The 15,385-nt window shown below is 65.8% G+C and carries 15 protein-coding genes; 12 read left to right on the plus strand and 3 right to left on the minus strand.

Annotated elements, in window-relative coordinates:
• Positions 1–274 precede the first annotated feature (274 nt).
• The 3 genes from G6N77_RS13055 (at position 275) to rlmN (ending at position 2,354) form a co-directional block, all read left to right on the plus strand.
• Positions 275–667, plus strand: coding sequence for a DUF1304 domain-containing protein (locus tag G6N77_RS13055; protein WP_165182609.1), 393 nt, complete (start codon positions 275–277; stop codon positions 665–667).
• 60 nt (positions 668–727) lie between these two features.
• Positions 728–919, plus strand: coding sequence for a hypothetical protein (locus G6N77_RS13060; protein WP_165182610.1), 192 nt, complete (start codon positions 728–730; stop codon positions 917–919).
• A gap of 178 nt (positions 920–1,097) precedes the next feature.
• Complete coding sequence (gene rlmN, locus G6N77_RS13065; protein ID WP_165182611.1) at positions 1,098–2,354, plus strand: dual-specificity RNA methyltransferase RlmN; 1,257 nt, start codon at positions 1,098–1,100, stop codon at positions 2,352–2,354.
• Between the two features lie 605 nt (positions 2,355–2,959).
• On the opposite strand, the gene G6N77_RS13070 is transcribed toward rlmN, so the two are convergent.
• Positions 2,960–3,619, minus strand: a complete 660-nt coding sequence (locus G6N77_RS13070; RefSeq protein ID WP_306987201.1) for a peptidyl-tRNA hydrolase — start codon at positions 3,617–3,619, stop codon at positions 2,960–2,962.
• A 156-nt stretch (positions 3,620–3,775) separates the two neighbouring features.
• Between G6N77_RS13070 and G6N77_RS13075 the strand changes: the two genes are divergently transcribed.
• The 5 genes from G6N77_RS13075 to G6N77_RS13095 all read left to right on the plus strand — a co-directional run bounded on the left by G6N77_RS13075 (position 3,776) and on the right by G6N77_RS13095 (position 9,786).
• Complete coding sequence (locus tag G6N77_RS13075; RefSeq protein WP_262454486.1) at positions 3,776–4,801, plus strand: LacI family DNA-binding transcriptional regulator; 1,026 nt, start codon at positions 3,776–3,778, stop codon at positions 4,799–4,801.
• A 13-nt stretch (positions 4,802–4,814) separates the two neighbouring features.
• Entirely contained in the window at positions 4,815–5,549 is a 735-nt protein-coding gene (locus G6N77_RS13080; RefSeq protein ID WP_165182613.1) for an HAD family hydrolase, read from the plus strand.
• 29 nt (positions 5,550–5,578) lie between these two features.
• On the plus strand, positions 5,579–7,945 hold the full coding sequence (locus G6N77_RS13085) for a glycoside hydrolase family 65 protein (RefSeq protein WP_165182614.1): 2,367 nt from the start codon (positions 5,579–5,581) through the stop codon (positions 7,943–7,945).
• A 92-nt stretch (positions 7,946–8,037) separates the two neighbouring features.
• Positions 8,038–9,249, plus strand: coding sequence for an aminotransferase class I/II-fold pyridoxal phosphate-dependent enzyme (locus G6N77_RS13090; protein ID WP_165182615.1), 1,212 nt, complete (start codon positions 8,038–8,040; stop codon positions 9,247–9,249).
• A gap of 120 nt (positions 9,250–9,369) precedes the next feature.
• Positions 9,370–9,786, plus strand: a complete 417-nt coding sequence (locus tag G6N77_RS13095; RefSeq protein ID WP_165182616.1) for a DUF2695 domain-containing protein — start codon at positions 9,370–9,372, stop codon at positions 9,784–9,786.
• Positions 9,787–9,800: 14 nt separating this feature from the next.
• Here G6N77_RS13095 and G6N77_RS13100 read toward each other — a convergent pair whose 3' ends face one another.
• Positions 9,801–10,235 carry an acyl-CoA thioesterase gene (locus G6N77_RS13100; protein ID WP_165182617.1) on the minus strand — a complete coding sequence of 145 codons (435 nt, stop codon included), beginning with the start codon at positions 10,233–10,235 and terminating at the stop codon, positions 9,801–9,803.
• A gap of 147 nt (positions 10,236–10,382) precedes the next feature.
• Here G6N77_RS13100 and G6N77_RS13105 point away from each other — a divergent pair, with 147 nt between their 5' ends.
• Positions 10,383–10,832: a hypothetical protein gene (locus tag G6N77_RS13105; RefSeq protein ID WP_165182618.1), complete on the plus strand. Its 450-nt coding sequence runs from the start codon at positions 10,383–10,385 to the stop codon at positions 10,830–10,832.
• 179 nt (positions 10,833–11,011) lie between these two features.
• On the plus strand, positions 11,012–11,782 hold the full coding sequence (locus G6N77_RS13110; RefSeq protein ID WP_165182619.1) for a nuclease-related domain-containing protein: 771 nt from the start codon (positions 11,012–11,014) through the stop codon (positions 11,780–11,782).
• 106 nt (positions 11,783–11,888) lie between these two features.
• On the opposite strand, the gene purB is transcribed toward G6N77_RS13110, so the two are convergent.
• Entirely contained in the window at positions 11,889–13,331 is a 1,443-nt protein-coding gene (gene purB / locus G6N77_RS13115) for an adenylosuccinate lyase (protein WP_165182620.1), read from the minus strand.
• 134 nt (positions 13,332–13,465) lie between these two features.
• Between purB and G6N77_RS13120 the strand changes: the two genes are divergently transcribed.
• Positions 13,466–13,786: a hypothetical protein gene (locus G6N77_RS13120; RefSeq protein WP_165182621.1), complete on the plus strand. Its 321-nt coding sequence runs from the start codon at positions 13,466–13,468 to the stop codon at positions 13,784–13,786.
• A gap of 6 nt (positions 13,787–13,792) precedes the next feature.
• Complete coding sequence (locus G6N77_RS13125) at positions 13,793–15,385, plus strand: hypothetical protein (RefSeq protein ID WP_165182622.1); 1,593 nt, start codon at positions 13,793–13,795, stop codon at positions 15,383–15,385.

A 15,385-nucleotide genomic window follows, 5' to 3' on the forward strand; every position in this document is an offset into this window, starting at 1 on the left:
CACCGTTTTCAGAATTTTTCATCGGACTTCAACCAATCAAGTAACGGATTGTCGATGTTGCGCACCTCACATTTTGAGGATGTATCGACTCTAAAACTTTCCAGCATCTTCCACAAGAGGAAATATGATTTTCACATAGTGGAAGTATGGAATCGTGTTAAATCGGTGCTCGAGGAGTTCTGCCGCCCGGCGGACATGACCCCGTATCCTTGAGTTCCCGGACGGGCCGGGACCGGGGGCGCGGCCCCCGGAATCTGCGAGGGACAGGTTCCAGATGCTCACAACTGCAATTGTCTTTGCTGTTTTGGCAGCGGCACTCCACGTCTACATATTTGCGTTGGAATCATTTCGCTGGACTGCGGTGTCGACGCGAAAAACATTCGGCACCACGGCCGAGGAAGCGAACGCAACGAAGGAATTGGCCTTCAACCAGGGCTTCTACAATCTCTTTCTTGCCATTGTGACGCTTGCCGGCGTCATCGCTGCCGCATCCGGCCATCATTCCGTCGGTGCGGCGCTGGTCCTGGCCGGGGCTGGTTCCATGCTCGCCGCGGGACTGGTGCTGCTGATTTCCTCGCCGTCCAAGGCGAAGGCGGCCTTGGTGCAGCTCACCCTGCCGCTGGTCGCCGTCGTGCTTGTCCTGGTGTGGCTGCCGACAAACGTTTAAGCATTGAAAGGCGCCCGGAACGGGCATAGCGTTTAAGGACATCCTAAGGGGGTGCCCGAAGTGGAAATTCATCTGTGGTGGCTTGAAATGGACCTGGCGGCCAAGGAGTGGCTGCGCGAAAACCTGGAAGCGGAGACGGTTCCCGAGCACGTGCTGGCTGCTGTCAGGGCGGCCGGTGGCGAGGTGGTGGGCGGCACGCTCACGCGGCGCGAGTGGGCGTTCATTGAGACGCAATCGGAGTTTGTCGACTGACGCCGTTCCTGTTCCATCCCGTTCCTTCGCCGAGATAGCGGAAGAGCGCCGAATCCGGCAAGAATTTTCCGCACGTCTCGGCGCGGTACCGCTATCTCGGCGGGGTGCGGGGCGGGCGGAATGTGATCTTCGCGGCCCGGGCGGGACATGCGGGGCGTTGTAGTGGACAATGGAAAGGATGACTTCCCCCAAAAACGCCCCCAGCCCTGTTGCCGCGCCCGCCGTGACTGCCACCTCCACGCGCCCCACCCGCCGTCCGGCACAGGTCAAGCCTGCCACCGAGGGCTGGAAGCAGGCCACGGGACCCGAGGGACGCCCGCTGCTGCAGTTCAAGTCCCCGCGTGTTTCGCAGCCGCCAACCCACCTGGCGGACCTGACGCTGCCCGAACGCGAGGCGAAGTTCAAGGAGCTGGGCCTGCCGGCATTCCGCGCCAAGCAGCTCTCCGTGCACTACTTCCAGCACTTCACCACCGATCCCGAGCGCATGAGCGACCTCCCCAAGGAACGCCGCGCCGAAATTGTGGACACCATGTTCCCGAAGCTGCTGACCGAGGTCAAGCGCCTCACCACGGACAACGGCGACACCATCAAGTTCCTGTGGCGCCTTTTTGACGGCTCGCTGGTGGAGTCGGTGCTGATGCGCTACCCCGGCCGCGTCACCCTCTGCGTGTCCAGCCAGTGCGGCTGCGGCATGAACTGCCCGTTCTGCGCCACCGGACAGGCCGGGCTGACCCGCAACATGTCCACGGCGGAGATCCTGGACCAGATTGTCCAAGCCAACCGGGTTATCGCCGAGGGCGGGCTGGGCAACCTCCGCCGCGACGGCGGGCACGACGCCGAGCGCGTCACCAACATTGTCTTCATGGGCATGGGCGAGCCCCTCGCCAACTACAAGCGCGTCATGAATGCCGTGCACCGCATGGTCGCCGAGGCGCCCGAGGGCCTGGGCATGTCCGCCCGCGGCATCACGGTCTCCACCGTGGGCCTGGTCCCGGCCATCAACAAGCTGGCCCAGGAAGGCGTGGCCGTCACCTTTGCGCTGTCCCTGCACGCGCCCGACGACGAACTCCGCGACGACCTGATCCCCGTCAATGACAAGTGGAAGGTGGACGACGCCCTTGACGCCGCCTACAACTACTACAAAGTCACCGGGCGCCGCGTCTCCATTGAATACGCGTTGATCAAGGACATGAACGACCACCCCTGGCGCGCCGAGCTCCTTGCGAAGAAGCTGAACCAGCGCGGCCGCGGCTGGGTCCACGTGAACCCGATCCCGCTGAACCCGACCCCCGGCTCCATCTGGACCTCCTCCGAGCCGCACGTCATGCAGGAGTTCATCGACACGCTGATCGAGCACGGCATCCCCACCACGCTGCGCGACACGCGCGGCAAGGAGATCGACGGCGCCTGCGGCCAGCTCGCCGCTGCCGAGTAGCGCCCCCGCTGTCCCCACGTTTCCAAGGAACGACGCCGGAACCCGGGTTCCGGCGTCGTTCCTTGCTTGAGGCGTGGGTCCTCCACAGGCGTGGCCGGCCGCCCCGTCGTCCACATTTCGGTACGGGGCCATGGTGTGGGTCGCCTCCCGGCGCAATGCTTGAATTTCAGGCAAGGAGTCGGCATGAACACAGCGCAGCACATGGACGGGGCCCTTCCCGCAGCCGCCAGGCCCGCGGATCCCGTGCCCGGGGAATGCTTGGCTTGCTATATCCGCCGGCGGCTGCATGGCGGGTGCCACGGCCACGAACTGTTGGTGCGCTTCACCCTCCGGCGCCCGGGCCTGTCCCTGCCGGCGAACGTGCGCGGCTCCCCGTGCGACTGTGAAATTGTCCGCAAGATCTACGAACCATTCGTTTTCCAGATCAGGGCGGACGATGGCCGAGGCATTCCTCCCCGCCCGCTCGCCGAAGTTCGGGCCTGCCCGGGCGTGCCTTCACACTCAGCGGGTCCGTGCGGCCTGTGGGCCCCGACAATGGTCCACGCCGGGCCGCCCTGGAGCTGGTCGGTCCAATCCGAATGCCACTGCCGGGCTTGTCGCGGACCCTAGTGCCGGCCGAACTCCGTGACCACATAGGCGGTGGTGGAGCCTGGTTCGATTTCGGTGCGCCCGGCGTCCTGGATGACAGGCCCGGCCGCGCGGCGCGCGCCCTTGCGGAATTCCCGGGCGCCCGCATGAACAATGCCGACCGGGAACCCGGCATCCGCCCACGCAGCCACGGCGGGCTGTCCGGCGTCGAGCAGCCAGGCAAACAGGGCATGGGCGGCCTGCGCGGCGGCCTTCCCGGTGGACATGTCCAGCGAGCCGTTGAGCACGATGGTTAGCGGCTGGGGCGGGAGGGGTTCGCCGTCGGGCAGCCGGGTGCCGGAAACCTGGAGCTTGGCCAGCAGCTTTGGCATCGTATCGGCCGGCATGGGGGGCAGGCCTGCGGCGCGGGCGGCGCCCACCTCGGCCAGGGCGTGGTCGGGGAAGGCCGCCAGCACCTTGGCGAACATTTTCGCGTCCGCCCGGCGCACGGACTTCGCGAAGGCGCCTTCCGCCCAGGCGCGCCAATCGGGGTTGTCAGGCCCCAGCAGGTACGCCCGGACCGACGCCAGGGCGGCCGCGGCAATGCCGGCATCCTGGCCCGCCGGGTCCACCCGGTCCACGAGCAAAATGATGGGCTGGACCAGCTCGCGGGGCCTGCGTTCGGTAAATTCAGTCACCCGTCAAGACTATGCCGTGGGCGCGACAGGGGTTGCGCCGGAATTCGCCGCCGGATCGTATTGACGGCGGAAAATATAAGCGCTTACAGTGGTCCTTGACGGTGCGGCATGTCCACCGGAAAACACTTTTCGGAAAGGTCTGGTCCGCATCAATTGGTGATATCCCAGCGCGCCACCATCCAGGACGTCGCCCTGCTGTCGGGGCTGTCCATTTGCACTGTTTCACGGGCCCTGAGAAATCTGCCCAACGTCTCCGAAAAATCCCAGCAGCTGGTGGCGCAGGCGGCGGAGAAACTGGGCTACAAGGCATCCTCCGCCGCGGCACGGCTGGCCGGCGGGAGCACCGGCTCCGTGGCCATTGTTGCCCCGACGGCCACCTCCTGGTTCTTCGCACAGGCCGTGGAGGCCGCCGAAGAAGTGTTTGCCGACAGCGGGTGGGACCCCCTGCTAATCAGCCTGCGCAACAAGCCAAGCGTCCGCAAGCAGCTCTTTGGCGACTTGACCGCCCTGTCCCAGCGGGTGGACGGCGTGCTGCTGCTGAACGTGGACCTCGACGCCGATGAAATTGCCGCCCTCCATGCCTCCCCGCTGGCTGTGGTCAGCGTTGGCATGAGCCACGTGCCGTGGGACAACGTGGGGATCGATGACGAGCAGGCTGCCTGGACAGCCACCGGCCACCTGTTGGACCTGGGGCACTGGGACCTGGCCGTGCTCACGGGCCACGAAATGTCCGGGACGTCAGTGTGTTCCTCCCGGGACCGGCTGGCCGGATTCCACCGCGCCCTGGACTCCCATGACCTCACTGTCCACCCCGACCTGGTGGTGGCGGCCGGCTCCACCATTGAAGGCGGGCGCCGTGCCATGACGGAAATCCTGGCCAACCGTTCGCTGCCCACGGCGGTGTTCGCGGCCTGCGATGAGGCCGCGTTTGGCGCGCTCATGGCGCTGCGGGAGCACGGAAAGTCTGCGCCCCGGGACGTATCCGTGGTGGGCCTGGACGACCACCCCATGAGCTGGTTCATGGGGCTGAGCACTGTGGCCCAGCCCGTGGCAGACCAGGGCGCCTTCGCCGCCAACCTGATGTGTGAAAGGCTTCAGGATCCCCTCGTCCCGACTGAAGGGTCCCGGCATATGCTGGGAGTGAAGCTCATTGAACGCAAGACCACCCGCCGCAAGCGCTGAAGGAGCCGGAACCATGACTGAAAACACCAAACGCGACTGGACCACCGCCACTGCCCTTCTCTTTGACCTCGACGGCGTGCTGACCCCCACCGCCCTGGTCCACGAACTGGCGTGGCAGCAGCTCTTTGACGGCTATCTGGCACAGACGGGGCACCGCGGCTACAGCGGCAACGACTACTTCGACTTCATCGACGGCAAACCGCGCTTTGACGGCGTCCGGGACTTCCTAGCCTCGCGCGGGATCACCCTGCCGGAGGGGCCCCTGGACGACGACCCGGCCCACGACACCGTCCACGGGCTGGGCAACCGCAAGAACCTTGTGTTCAACTCCATCATCGCCTCCGACGGCGTGGCGCCCTACCCGGGGTCGGTGAGGTTCGTGGAAGCCGCACTGGCCCGCGGACTCAAGCTCGCCGTCGTCTCTTCCTCGCGGAACGCGCCCGCCGTGCTGAAGGCCGCCGGGCTCGACGGCGACTTCCCCGTGGTGGTGGACGGGCAGGTCGCGGCCAGGCACGGGCTGCCAGGCAAGCCGGACCACGCCACGTTCACGTACGCGGCGGAACTGCTGGGCGTGCCCACGCGCGACTGCATCGTGGTGGAGGACGCCGTCTCCGGCGTGCAGGCCGGCAGCTCGGGTGACTTCCGCGCCGTGATCGGCGTGGACCGCGGCGCCGGCCACCAGACACTGCTCGACGCCGGCGCCACCTTCGTGGTGGACGACCTCTCCGAGCTCCTCCCGACACCCTGACCGCAGCTTTTTCGAAGGAAAACCATCCCATGGCATTGATCAGCTCAGACCGCCGCCGCTTCCCCTGCGATCCGTGGAAGCTGGTGGAGGCGTCCCACAACCCCGACGACGACGGCACCATGGAAACGCTTATGGCGCTCGGCAACGGCCACCTGGGCATCCGCGGCTCGTACACCCTGGGCGGAAGCGGCGTGCTCCCCGGCACCTTCATCAACGGCTTTTATGAAACGTGGGACATCAAGCACGCCGAGAACGCCTACGGCTTTGCCCGCACGGGGCAGCGGATTGTCTACGTCCCCGACGCCAGCAACTTCACCGTCAGCATTGACGGCGAGCAGCTGTCGCTGGCGGAATCCGCGGTGCTGGAATACCGGCGCAGCATTGACTTTGCCTCGGGCATTTACGAATGCGCCGTCACCTGGGCGGCCCGCTCCGGGGCAACGGTGAAGACCAGGGTGCGCCGCGCCGTCGGCTTTGAGGCGCGCGGGCTGCTCGGCATTGAACTGGAGATTTCCGCGGACCGGGAGGTGTACGCGGACGTGGTGTCCGCCGTCGTCGACCGCCAGGACCAGCCGGCCAGCGACCAGGCACTCAGCGACCCGCGCCGCCCCGGCCGGCACGCCGACAGGATCCTGCAGCCGCTGCACCTGGAAGGCACGGACGGGACCTTGCACCTGGCATGGGAGACGGCGGCCTCGCACCAGCGCGTGGCCGTGGCCGTGGAACACCAGATCAACTCCGACGTCCAGCCCTTTGAAACCGTGGTGGCGCCGGACGAATCCACCGTCCGCTACGTCCTGGCCATTGAGCAGGGCGAAACGTTCCGGCTGGCAAAAAGCGTCAGCTACGCCGTTGCCGGGGAGAGTGCTGCCGAGGACCGCGGCGAGGAACTGGCGGCAACCGCAGCCGCGGCGCTCATCAGCGTTGACGACATCTTCGCCGACAGCACGGCCCACTACCGGCAGTATTGGGACACTGCCGACATTGTCATTGGCGGCGAGCCCGAACTGCAGCAGGCTGTCCGCTGGAACCTGTTCCAACTGGCGCAGGCCACCTCGCGGGCTGGCGTCTCCGGCATCCCCGCCAAGGGCGTCACCGGTTCCGGCTATGAGGGGCACTACTTCTGGGACCAGGAAATCTACCTCCTGCCGTACCTGACTTACACCAATCCGCAGGCTGCGCGCCAGGTGCTTGAATCCCGCCACCAGATGCTGCCCACCGCCCGGCGGCGCGCCGCCGAGCTCAGCGTGGACGGCGCCCTTTTTGCGTGGCGGACCATCAACGGGCTGGAGGCCAGCGCCTACTATGCGGCCGGCACCGCACAGTTCCACATTGCCTCCGCCATTGCCTTTGCCGCGAACCGCTACGAATGGGCCACCGAGGACCCCACCTTCCAGCAGGAGATTGGCGACGACCTGCTCATTGAGACGGCGCGCATGTGGGTGTCGCTGGGCTTCTTCGGCAAGGACGGCATGTTCCACATCCATGGCGTGACCGGCCCGGATGAATACACGGCCGTGGTCAATGACAACCTCTACACGAACGTCATGGCCCGCTTCAACCTGCGCAAGGCGGCCGCCGTCAAGGGCCGCCCGGACGTCACGGAGCGCGAGCAGCAGGTGTGGGCGCAGGCCGCCGCGCGCATGGCCCTGCCGTACGATTCCCACCTGGGCGTTTTCAGCCAGGACGCCGACTTCATGACCCTGGAGCCGTGGGACTGGGCCACGCCGCGGGAGAAGTACCCGCTGCTGCTGCACTTCCACCCGCTGGTCATCTACCGCCACCAGGTCCTCAAGCAGGCGGACACCGTGCTGGCCATGTTCCTGCAGTGGCAGGACTTCACGGCAGAGGAAAAGCAGCGCGCCTTTGACTTCTACGACCCCATCACCACGGGCGACTCCACCCTGTCCGCGTGTGTGCAGGGCATCATGGCAGCCGAGGTGGGCTACGGCCACACCGCGCTGAAGCACTTCACCGACGCCGTGTTCATCGACCTGGACAACACCCATGCCAACACGATTGACGGGGTGCACATCGCCTCCGCAGGGGGGATCTGGAGTTCGCTGGTGTGCGGCTTCGCCGGCATGCGCGACCAGGCCGACATGCTCCACTTCGACCCCCGCCTGCCTGCCGGCTGGGACAGCCTGTCCTTCAAGCTGACGGTCCGCGGCGTGCTGCTCTCCGTGGTGCTGGTCCAGGACTCCATCACCTTCAGCCTTGCCGGAGGGCACGACGCCGGCCCGCTCACCGTCGCCGTGCGCGGCACCACCGTCGAACTCATCCCGGGCGACGACGCCAAGGTGGCCCTTGAACCGGCACCTGTGGCCTCGCCGTCGATCTTCCCCAGCGCCTTCCCGACGACAGGAATCCCGATTATCGGCAAGGGGCTCTCCTAAGGAGCGCCGTGGCGTCCATGTGGCACGCTTGAGGGGGCGGCATCGCTTTCGTTTGGCCGCCGCATGCCGCCGTCGAACGCCAGGAGCCTGCCATGAACCGTCCGCTGACCGTTGCCGCACGGGCCAAGGTCCCGCCGTTCCAGGTCATGGACATCCTGTCCCGCGTGGCCGAGCTCCGGGCCGCGGGCAGGGACGTCATCTCACTGTGCGCGGGGGAACCAGGCGGGGGAGCGCCGTCGGACGTCTCTGCGGCGGCCGCGGCGGTTCATGCCGCGGGCACACCCTTGACGTATACGCCCGCCCTCGGCATCGCGGAGCTCCGGGACGCCATCGCCGGGCACTATCGGCGCTGGTACGGCCTGGACATCCCGGCCCGCAACGTGGCCGTGACCACGGGATCCTCCGGCGCGTTCCTGCTGACATTCCTCTCTGCCTTCAACGCCGGCGACCGCGTGGCACTGGCCCGCCCCGGCTACCCCGCCTACAAGAACATCCTTAGGGCCCTGGGCATCGAGGTCATTGAGCTGGACTGCGGCCCTGAATCCAGGTTCCAGCCCACCCCGGAATTGCTCGACGCCGCGGCCAGGGCACACGGTCCGCTCGCCGGGCTCATGCTCGCCTCACCCGCCAACCCCACCGGCACCATGGTCTCGCGGCCCGAGCTGTCGAAACTGGCCGCCTGGTGCGCGGACCACTCTGCCCGGCTCATCAGCGACGAAATCTACCACGGCATCACCTACCCGGAACCGGGTGCACCCGACCCCCGCGGCGTCTGCGCCTGGGAGCTGGACCGGACATCCGTGGTGATCTCCAGCTTTTCTAAGTACTGGGGAATGACGGGGTGGCGGCTTGGTTGGGCCATCGTCCCGGACGACCTCAAAGACGTAGTTGATGCGCTCGCCGGCAATGTGGCGCTGTGCCCGCCGGCTCCTGCCCAGCTGGCGGCCGTCCAGGCTTTCACCGGGCAGTCTTATGCCGAGGCGGAGCGGGCCGTTGCGGAGTTTGCACGCACCCGGGATTACCTGCTGGCGAACATGGGGCGGCTGGGCTGGGTCGACGTGGCGCCCGCCGACGGCGCGTTCTACCTTTACGCCGGCCTCGGTTCCGCGATGGACGGCTTCGCCAGTTCCCTCGACTATTGTTCGGCCGTCCTGGAGTCCGCCGGGGTTGCCGTGGTGCCGGGCCCGGACTTTGATTCCGTGGGCGGGCGGGGGGCTGTGCGGCTGAGTTTTGCCGCCGGGTACGACGCCGTCCGCGAGGGTTTTGAGCGGATCGTTGCGTTCCAGGAGGCGCGGGTCAGGTGACGTGTGGGCCCCTCGGCCCTGCACAGGCGGGGCCAGGGGAGCCCTTGTCCACAATTTCCCTGGGGTGCCTGTTGGAGGGCCATGGTGCGGGCAATTATTGGTCCATGGAAAGGAATACCCATGGAATCTGAATTGCCGATCGAAGTGCAGCGTGAACTTGCCGAGCTTGGCGTCGACCTGACGCGCATCCTCGAGAATGAATGCTTATTTTGTTATGTGTATCGAATGGTGGAACTCCACGGCTGCTTCAGCTTCCAGTGGGCCCAGCAATATTTGGACATCCGGGCGCCCCGGTCGCGGGGGACACTGCGAAAGCTGGAAGCCTGCGGAGGATTTTGTGACTGCGAAATCATCATGAATGTTGTCAGCGCCAACGAGCCCCTCTGGAACGTTCAGGACTATGGGGACGACTTCGACGGCTTTGGGATGTCGGAGCCGGAGGACAAGCCACCGTGCCACGGAGTCGGCACAGGCTCCGTCAGCCCCTGTGCACTGTGGGACGGCAGGGGGGCCTTCCGGAGGGGAAGTTACCACTAACCGGCCGGGCGGCTTCAGTCTTGGGGATGGAACTGCTCCAGGTGCTTGGTGGGCACCCTGTCACGATCGTACGTGATGGTGTCATAGCCGTGCGGGGCGGGCTTGCCATCCGCCCCGAGGTTCACGAAGACGATCTTTTCGATGGTCAGGATGGACTCGCGGGTAAACATGTTGCGCACTTCGGCGCGCATGGTCAGTGAGGTCCGGCCAAAATGGGTGGCCGTGAGGCCCATCTCGATGAGGTCGCCCTGCACGGCAGAGGAGACAAAGTTGATCTCCGACATGTACTTCGTCACGGCCAGGCCGTTGCCCAGCTGGACGATCGCATAGATTGCCGCTTCCTCGTCAATCCAGCGGAGCAGGCTCCCGCCAAAAAGGGTGCCATTGGCGTTGAGGTCCTCGGGACGGACCCATTTGCGGGTGTGAAACGTAATATCGCCGTTGCTCATGAGCTGAATTTACCGTTGAAACCGGTGAAGACAGGCATTGAGTCCTCCACTGGCGGGGCTGGCTGGCACCTTTCCCACAATTTTGGATGGGTCCCTTTTGCCATGCTCCCCGGGTTGGGAGGGTGGAATTGTCGAAAGGAAAAGTCCATGGAAGACAACTACGGGCCGGGCGCTGTTGGGCCAGGTGGAACAGATAATGAAGTGGCGCAGGTGTTCAGGGAATTGACCGGCACCTTCATGGTTCCCCACCCCAACGAGTGCCTGATCTGCTTTCTCATGCGGGGCATGTCCTTGTTGAAGCAGTCCGGCTTTGAAATGACAGCCATCTATCAGAAGTTCAACGCACCGAGGGCCACGCAACTACACCGGCGGCTCCTGGGGATGGGGGTGTACGGTGACTGCCACCTTCTTCAGCGCGGCGTGACGTTCAATGCGGCCGTCTGGGAACCGGACTGCTGCCCGGATTGCGGCCTACCCTATGCTGCGCCGAACTGCTTGGAAGTCCGGCACGGTTCCACCCAGCCGTGCAAATTGTGGCGGTGGCGCCGGGACGTGGAGCGCGAGAGGTTCAATGCCCTGTGGGACGGCCGGTATTGACGCAACGGGAGGCGCTGGCCGTCCCGCTCCGGGTGCCGTAGGGTCATGGAACCAGGCGGACCAAGCCATGACACTGCAGTCGGGCATTTTTCCCGCCGGGCAGGGGAAATCAATTGGCACCCAGCGTCGAAGGCGAATCAGGCAGCGGCCGGCCAGGGCCAGGAGACCTGCGGGACAGGATGCCCGCACAGTCAGTCATCGCCGAACTGTTGGATGGGCAGTCGCTTGTTCCGCCCCGCGGTTTCATGCGGCGCCTTTTTGGGGTCGACCCGCTGTCCCGGGAAACGAAATCCTGGTACCGTGGCGCCCTGGGCGAGCTCGAAGTGGCGCGCGTCCTGGCCGGATTGGGTCCGGAATACACGGTGCTGCATGCTGTTCCGGTGGGCGCGGGAACGTCGGACATCGACCACATAGTTATTGGCCCGACCGGTGTCTTCACGGTGAACACAAAGAACCACTCCGGGAAAAAGGTTTGGGTTGCGGGCCGGACACTCATGGTCAGCGGCGCCAGGCAGCCCCACATCCGCGATTCCGTGTTTGAGGCAAAGCGGGCAGCCAAGCTCCTCAGCCAGGCAATCGGACAGCCCGTGGCAGTGACGCCTCTCATAGTGGTGGTTGACCCAGCCGAGCTAAATGTGAAGGAAAAACCTGATGGGGTGGAAGTGCTCTCCAGCCGCAGCTTGCTGCGATGGTTCAGCCGGGGGCCCCGGCTCCTTTCAGCCGGGGAGGCACAAGGGATTGCGGCGGCGGCTTGCCGTCCCGGCCTTTGGCACCGTGATTCTCCGGATGACGGCGACCCAGTGGCGTTGATGGCCCGCTTCGAAACGCTGCGCCGTGCCGTCCGGAGCGCCTACCGGCGACGGATCGGGTGGGCGTTTGCGATGCTGGCCGGCCTCTTTGTTTCCATACTGGCCGCGTACCAGGTGTATCTTGGCCTGCTGGTCCGTTAGCGCTCGCAGCAGCCTAAATTATTGAATCCACGTTTCCCGAACCGGCACTTAACGGGGATGTTGGGCCGCAACACACCCGTTAAGTGCCCGTTCGGGGAGGGAGTGGCTACTTCGCCAGGTGGTCCACCAGAGATTCGGCAATGCCGATGTACTTGCCCGGCGTGAGTGCCAGCAGGCGTTCCTGGGCGCCGTCGGACAGGCCCAGGCCGGAAACGAACTCCTGCATGCGGGCGGCGTCCACGCGGTGGCCGCGGGTGAGGTCCTTGAGTCGCTCATAAGGGTCCTCCATGCCGGGGACCCCGGCGATGGCCTCCGCGCGCATCACCATCTGGACGGCCTCGGCGAGCACCTCCCAATTGTGGTCAAGGTCGTTGGCCAGCACGGCTTCCGCAGTGTCGAGCCGGCCCAAGCCGCCAAGGACGTTGCTGATGGCAAGCAGCGAGTGGCCGAAGGCGACGCCGATGTTGCGCTGGCTCGAGGAGTCGGTGAGGTCCCGCTGCCAGCGGCTGGTGACGAGCGTGGCGCCCAAGGTGTCGAGCAGGGCGTTGGAGATCTCCAGGTTCGCCTCGGCATTTTCAAAGCGGATCGGGTTCACCTTGTGCGGCATGGTGGAGGAGCCGGTGGCGCCGGGCACCGGGATCTGCGCGAAGTAGCCGATGGAGATGTAGCTCCACACATCCGTGCACAGGTTGTGCAGGATCCGGTTGAAGCGCGCCACATCGGCGTAGAGCTCGGCCTGCCAGTCGTGGGACTCGATCTGGGTGGTCAGGGGGTTCCAGGTCAGGCCCAGGCCCTCGACGAAGTTCCGGGCCACGTCCTGCCAGTTGGCTTCCGGCACGGACGCATAATGCGCGGCGTAGGTGCCGGTGGCCCCGTTGATCTTGCCCAGGTATTCAGTTTTGGCGATGCGGTCCAGCTGGCGGGTCAGGCGGTGTGCCGTGACTGCCAGTTCCTTGCCCAGCGTGGTGGGCGTGGCGGGCTGGCCGTGCGTGCGGGACAACATCGGGACGGCGCGGTTTTCCTCGGCCATCTCCGCGATCTTGGCGACCAAGGTACGGGCTGCGGGCAGCCAGACGTCCTCCACGGCACCCTTGACGCCCACGGCGTAGGAGAGGTTGTTGATGTCTTCGCTGGTGCAGCCGAAGTGGACCAGCGGCTTCAGGCGCTCCAGGCCGAGGGCGGCCAGGCGCTTGCCAATGAAGTACTCCACGGCCTTGACGTCATGGACAGTGACTTTTTCAAGGTCTGCCAGTTCCTTCACCGATGAGGTGTCAAACTCGGTGACAATTTTGCGCAGCCCGGCCTGTTGCTCCGCCGTCAACGGTCCCGTGCCGGGCAACACGGCATTGTCGCTGAGGTGAATGAACCACTCAACTTCCACGCCCACGCGGTCGCGGTTGAGCGCCGCTTCGGAAAGGTAGTCGACCAGCGGCGCCACGGCGCCCGAGTATCGGCCGTCAAGGGGCCCCAAGGCAACGTGCTCGGAGGAAGCGGCCAGGGACAGGCGGCCGGAAGGGATGCGGGTGGTGGCAGGTGCGGTCTCAGACATGTCCCGATTCTTTCATGAACCGCCGTTTCCTCCACAGCGGGGGTGGCGCCCGGACTTGTTCACATTTGGACAAGAAGCCCTGGCGGGGAGGTTTGCTGGTCCTTAGGGTCGAAATGTAAAGGATGGTGGGGGCGGTGAACACAGGACAGAACGGGCCGGCACAGTGCACCGGGCCCGCGGCGAATTGGCTTGTCGGCTCGTCACTGGCGGACGTCCAGTCGTTGGCTGGCAGGCTGGCGCTGCTTGCGGAGGAAGTTGACGGCGCAAGTTCAAGGTTGCAGGGAGCGGCCTCGCTTGAATGGCAGTCCATGGCCGCCGAGGCCTTCAGATCGGAATGCCAGTCGAAAATGGGTGAGCTCAGCACGGTGTCCGCACAAGTCAGGGAGGCCTCGGCAGCCGTGGCCGCCTACGCGAGGATGCTGGGAACAATGGCCGCAGCGGGGATGGGTGGTTGAGGCGGCATGGGCGACAACAATGGGCCGGACACCACGTTCACCATCACCGGCGGCCCCGGGCGAATTCAGTACACGGTCTCCGCGATTGAAGCAACAAGCCGCGGAATTTCCCTGGTGGGCCAGGAACTTCACGAGATTGCCCTGACGCTGGAGGCGGAGTCCCGCTGGCTTGCCAGCGTATCGGAAAGCCTGGTGGCAACCTCGCCCGCGGGCAGGTATGCGTCACCCTTTCACGCAACCCCTGCCCTGGACGCCATCACCTCCGCCAGGCGTTCGGCCGGAAATGCCGGGGAAAGTGTGGAAGAACTTGCACGCCACGCGGCTGCGGCAGCGGAGCGCTACGTGGCCACCGAGGGATCCGTGGCGTCCATGGAAACGGCCAAGCGGATGCAGGCACTCAGGGACGGAAGCCAGGCCTGGGCGTGGGGCCCGCTGGCCCCGGTAGTGGCGGGCGGCCAGGCGTGGAAAACGTTGCATGACGGAAGCAGGGACGGCATGCGGGACAAGGTCGAGGACATGCTCAACGACGGGCCGGCCTACCTTGCCGGATTGTTGGGGCCGGGAGTGGCGGTGCCCTACCTGCTGGGCCATTGGAACGCCAAGGGCAGGGAAGGCAACGGCGTGGTACCGGCAATCATCGCCAGGAAGCTTTTCGACTGGGCAGGGGCCGACAGGCCCGGCCACCTGGTGATGCACCAGGTTCCTTCGGGGGAGTGGGGTGATGAGCCAGAGTCCTGGGGGCCGCCGGGCCGCGCCATGCCCGACGCGTACGACGGCGTCGCCGGTGAGGTGGCCGCCACCTTCGAGTCGATGCTCGCCGGGAGCAGGGGCGCCTACTCCTATCCGCCCGGGTCCATAGTGGTACTTCAGCTTGACCGCCCGGACGGGACCCGCGCCTGGATCGTGCACCTGCCCGGGACGGAGGACTGGTCCACGCCGGACAGCAGCAACCCTTGGGACCTAGAAGGCGACCTGGAAGCCATGACCGCCGAACAGAGGAACCTTTTTGTCCAGAAAAAGATCCTGATTCAGGAACTCATCGAAGGGGCGCTGGCAGACGCCGGCGCCTTGCCCACCGACGAGGTGATGATGACCGGGCACAGCGGTGGCGGCATCCACGCGGCCTCGGCGGCCTCGGATCCGGCGTTCCTGGCCAAGGTCAACGTCACCATGGTTGTCATGGCCGGTTCCCCCGGCGCGAACCACCGGGTGGCCCCGGGAATTGATGTCCTGGACATCGAAAACGACGGCGATGTGGTGACAGCCGCAGACTACGGTCCACCGCCCGACACCCCGAACTGGGTCACCGTGACCACCCACCGGCCCGGTCCCCAAGGCGGGGTGGGCGGGGCGCACAGCGTTGACAAGTACGTCGACGACGCCGGGGAACTGGACCGCAGCGCGGACCCGGGGATCGGACGGCTGCGGGACAAGCTCAACCTGTTCCTGATGCCCGGGTTGCCCGGAGGGCCCGTGAAAGTGAGGAAGCTGGTGTACCAAGGCACTGATGTGGACGATCCAAGGCCCAAACCGCCGCCCCCACCGCCGGGACCGCCGCCACCGCCAGCGAAGGAGGGGCGCGGTGCCGGAGGGAGGTGA

Origin of the sequence: Arthrobacter silviterrae (genome assembly GCF_011045165.1) — a bacterium.
Lineage (GTDB): Bacteria > Actinomycetota > Actinomycetes > Actinomycetales > Micrococcaceae > Specibacter > Specibacter silviterrae.